Annotated in this window: 3 protein-coding genes and 1 pseudogene; 2 read left to right on the forward strand and 2 right to left on the reverse strand. The window is 65.4% G+C overall.

Annotated elements, in window-relative coordinates:
* The coding region (locus AC3XYG_RS27965) for a hypothetical protein (RefSeq protein ID WP_489143153.1) at positions 1-245 on the reverse strand (245 nt) is incomplete at its 3' end.
* A gap of 844 nt (positions 246-1089) precedes the next feature.
* Between AC3XYG_RS27965 and AC3XYG_RS27970 the strand changes: the two genes are divergently transcribed.
* Together AC3XYG_RS27970 and AC3XYG_RS27975 are read left to right on the forward strand one after the other, a co-directional pair.
* Positions 1090-2616 carry a S10 family serine carboxypeptidase-like protein gene (locus AC3XYG_RS27970; RefSeq protein ID WP_489143154.1) on the forward strand — a complete coding sequence of 509 codons (1527 nt, stop codon included), beginning with the start codon at positions 1090-1092 and terminating at the stop codon, positions 2614-2616.
* Positions 2617-2630: 14 nt separating this feature from the next.
* Positions 2631-3032: a hypothetical protein gene (locus AC3XYG_RS27975; protein WP_489143155.1), complete on the forward strand. Its 402-nt coding sequence runs from the start codon at positions 2631-2633 to the stop codon at positions 3030-3032.
* Positions 3033-3081: 49 nt separating this feature from the next.
* Here AC3XYG_RS27975 and AC3XYG_RS27980 read toward each other — a convergent pair.
* Positions 3082-4043: pseudogene (locus AC3XYG_RS27980) on the reverse strand (glycogen debranching protein GlgX); the annotation flags it as partial.

Raw genomic sequence — 4043 nt, forward strand, 5'->3', positions numbered from 1 at the left:
GAGAATTCGCCGACCGGATCGACCCCGAGCGACAGGCTGCCATTGGTGACCCCCTGCGCCTGGAATGGCTTGGCGGCGAAGGTGAAGTGCGCGGTGGTCTCGCCGCGCGGCCCCGCAAACAGCGGCACGTCGGCGAAGGGCAGGTGCAGGAAATAGCCGTAATCGGCCACCGGGCCGTCCGTCTCGGCCTGGTAGAAGCGGCCGGTGACGTACCAGGCAAGCTCGGCGGGAAGCAGGGCGGTCATGGGGATGGTCCTTCCGGGGCTGATCGAAGCCGTGCGCTGGGGCATGCGGCATGATGCCGGAACCGGTGCCCGGTTTCGATGCCAGGGTGCAGGCGATATCCATGGCGTCCAGCCGGCCCTCGACCCGTTCGGTGCGCTGCAATAAAACACTTTGAAACAGATCGGATCTGGCTCTCCCCAGGGAAGAGAAAGAATATCCCGTTATTCATCTTGCGGCGCTTCGGGTTTTGGTCGAAAATAGCGATAATTTTAAAGGAAATGCAAAACGAGCCCATGATTCTCGGGCGTTGCAGCTAGCAGCAAGTCTTTACGATGTCGAACGCCATTTGTTTATGCCTTCCATGACTCCGGAAATTTACTTCTGTCCTTTGTCGTAATGCCGGTTTGGTTAGGCTCGCCAGTCTTGAAGGGCTGGTTGTGCCGGCATCTTCCAACAGGGACGGCTTCGGGTCGCGATTGGGGGGACACATCCCATCATGCCCGGCGAGACATCGGCTGAAGCGTCGCGCGGATGCGCCGGCGCGGCCGACTCCCTGTCGGAGCATCCGGCACTGGCTCGCCCCCAGGCCGCAGCTTGTATCGCGACATCTCCGTCACGACGACCCTTTTGCCGTCTCACCATTGAGCAAAGACGCGAAACGGCGCCGTGACGAAAGGTTTTGCCTGCAAGCCCATAGAAGTCGACACAAAGAAGGAGCGAGGCATGTCCTTACGCATTGTCGCGGCTTCATTTGCTGTTTGTCTGCTGGCAAGCTCTCCCGGAAATTCAGCGCCATCGGACAACGCCAGCACTGCTGCTCAACCGGCCGCGGCGCGCGCGCCGGTTCCGGCCGACCCGGACCGGGTGGTCAACGACCTCACCATCTACCCCACGGGGCCGGACGGGCAGGTCAACAGGGGCCAGGTCAACGAGACGAATTCGATCAAGCACCACACCATGGTGATCGACGGCAAGCTGGTGCGGTTCACCGCCGGCGCCGGGCATCTGATGGTCACCAACGGGAACAAGGCCACCGACACCGAGGCCGCGTTCTTCTACACCGCCTACACCATGGACGGCGCGCCGAAGAACTCGCGACCGGTGACCTTCCTGTGGAATGGTGGCCCCGGCTCGGCCTCGATCTGGCTGCATATGGGCTCCTGGGCGCCGAAGCGGCTGAAATCGGACGCGCCCAACATCATCAGCTACGGCACGCAGCCCGACAGCTTCCCGCTGGTCGACAACGAGATCACGCTGCTGAAGCAGTCCGACCTGGTGTTCGTCGACCCGCCCGGCACCGGCTATTCCGCGGCCATCGCCCCGCACAAGAACCGGGATTTCTGGGGTGTCGATGCCGACGGCCAGGTGGTGACCGACTTCATCACCCGCTACATCAACCAGAACAACCGCCAGAGCTCGCCGAAATACCTCTACGGCGAATCCTATGGCGGCATCCGCACGCCGATCGTGGCGAAGCTGCTGGAGCGGCAGGGCACCAGCCACTATCTGCCGGACCCGACGGGCAAGCCGGCGGTGATCCTGAGCGGGGTGATCCTCAACTCGCCAATCCTCGACTATGCCTCGAATTGCGAGATGGAGGACGCCGTCTCCTGCGGCGGCTATCTGCCGAGCTACGCGATGATGGCGAATTTCTTCAACAAGTCGCCGGCCCGCGGGACGCAGACGATCGACCAGTATCTCGCCAGCCTGCGCCAGTTCACCTCGGTCCGGTACGTGCCGGTGGAGGCCCTGGCCCCCGCGGCGCAGAAAGCGTTCCTCGACACGGCGAAGGGCTCGGTCCTGCTGAACGATCTCGTCGCCCGGGCAGGGCTCGACACCCTGACCTGGTACCGGTCGTTCAAGCAGCTTCCCGGCGATTTCCGCACCTCGCTGATGCCGGGCTACGAGCTGGGCCGCTATGACGGCCGGATGAAGGTCCCGGCCGGCAATTCCTACGCGCCCGACGACTACATCAACGTGGCCTTCCTCAACCAGTTCAAGTCGCTGCTGCCGGCCTACGTCAACTACCGCACGCGCTCGACCTACGAGCCGCTGGGCAATGCGATCTATTACTGGAACTGGAACCACAACGGCACCACGGACCCGAACAGCCTGGCCGATATCCAGATCGCCCTGACCTATGATCCGGGGCTGAAATGGTTGGTCATGCACGGCTACGAAGACAATGCGACGCCGGGCTACCAGAGCGAGATGGACCTGATCGGCGTCGACCTGCTGGGCCGCATCCCGGTGAAGTGGTTCGAGGGCGGTCACATGACCTACAACACCGAGGCCTCGCGCCCGGCGCTGGAGGCGGTGATCACCGATTTCTTCGCGGCGCCGCCCTTCGGGTCCGACGCGGCCCAGATCGCGCAGCAAGCCGCCAACTAGCCAAGGAGGGGATCATGACAGTCAAGCATTCGGCCAAGCATTCGGCATGCGTGGCCTCGCTGGCCCTGGTGCTGGCGGGGATCGGGCTGGGCCAGTCGGCCTGGGGTTATGACGACGTCCTCAAGCCGATCCGGCCGCTGGGCGCGATGTCCCTGCGGGTGGCGCCGGCGCCGAAGCCGAGCGCGGCCACGGTGGCGCAAAGCGTGCAGGACGAGTTGGCGCAGCAGTTCCAGCAGGCGTCCGGGTCGCGGTCGTCCCTGACCGCGCAGCAGGCCAAGGCGGCTGGCTGGGGCTTCGTCGCCGATCATTTCGGACAGATCGACACGTCGCGGAAGGGCTATGTGACCCTGTCCGAGGTCTCGCAGTTCATGGCGAACCGCGCGCCGCAGAAAGTGATGCAGGCCAACCCGCAGTAAGGCCAGGGAACCGCCCCGCCGGGTGACACCGGCGGGGCGTTTTTTCCGCTTATGCCCCGGTCTGGGCGGACAGCAGCGCCAGCGTCCGGCCCTGCAGTGCGAAGGTCTCGCCGGCGGGCAGGCGGGCGCGTTGCGGTGCCTCCGGCTCAGCGGTGTCGACCAGCGCGGTCCAGGACGGGCCGTCCGGCACCTCGGGCAGCAGGAACGGCACCTCCTCGTGATGCGCGTTCAAGAGGATCAGCAGCGTCGCCTCCGACCCGCGACGGCGGATGCCGGTCGGCTGGGCCCGGCCGTCGATCAGCATGCCCAGGCAGCGGGTCTGCGGGTTGGTCCAGTCGACCTCCGCCATCTCCTGCCCGTCGGGGCGCAGCCAGGCGACGTCCTTGACCTCCAGCTCCTCATTGTAGACGCCGGTCAGGAAGCGGCTGCGGCGTAGCACCGGAAAGCGCTGGCGCAGCGAGATCAGGCGGCGGGTGAACTGCATCAGCTTGCGGCCATCCTCGTCGATCGCGTCCCAATCGACCCAGCTGACCGCATTGTCCTGGCAATAGGCGTTGTTGTTGCCCTGCTGGCTGCGGCCGAATTCGTCGCCGCCCAGGATCATCGGCGTGCCCTGCGCCAGCAGCAGCGTCGCCAGCAGGTTGCGCTTCTGCTGGTCGCGCAAGCCCTTGATGACGGGGTCGTCGGTCGGGCCTTCGGCGCCGTGGTTCCAGGACAGGTTGTCGGAGTGCCCGTCCTTGTTGTCCTCGCCATTCGCCTCGTTGTGCCGGTCGTTGTAGGAGACCAGGTCGTTCAGGGTGAAGCCGTCATGCGCGGTGACGAAGTTGACACTGGCCCAGGCCTTGCGGCCGCGGCGGTTGAACACGTCGCCGGAGGCGCTGAGGCGGGAGGCGAGGTCGGCGACCTGGCCGTCATCGCCCTTCCAGAAGCCGCGGGTGGTGTCGCGGAAGCGGTCGTTCCACTCCGCCCAACCGGGCGGGAAGCCGCCGACCTGGTAGCCGCCGGGGCCCA

It is taken from the genome of Inquilinus sp., from assembly GCF_057815775.1.

What these genes read in the sequence shown, in the direction of transcription:
- AC3XYG_RS27975 (WP_489143155.1), top strand. Translation starts at nt 2,631, where the DNA reads ATGACAGTCAAGCATTCGGCCAAGCATTCGGCATGCGTGGCCTCGCTG.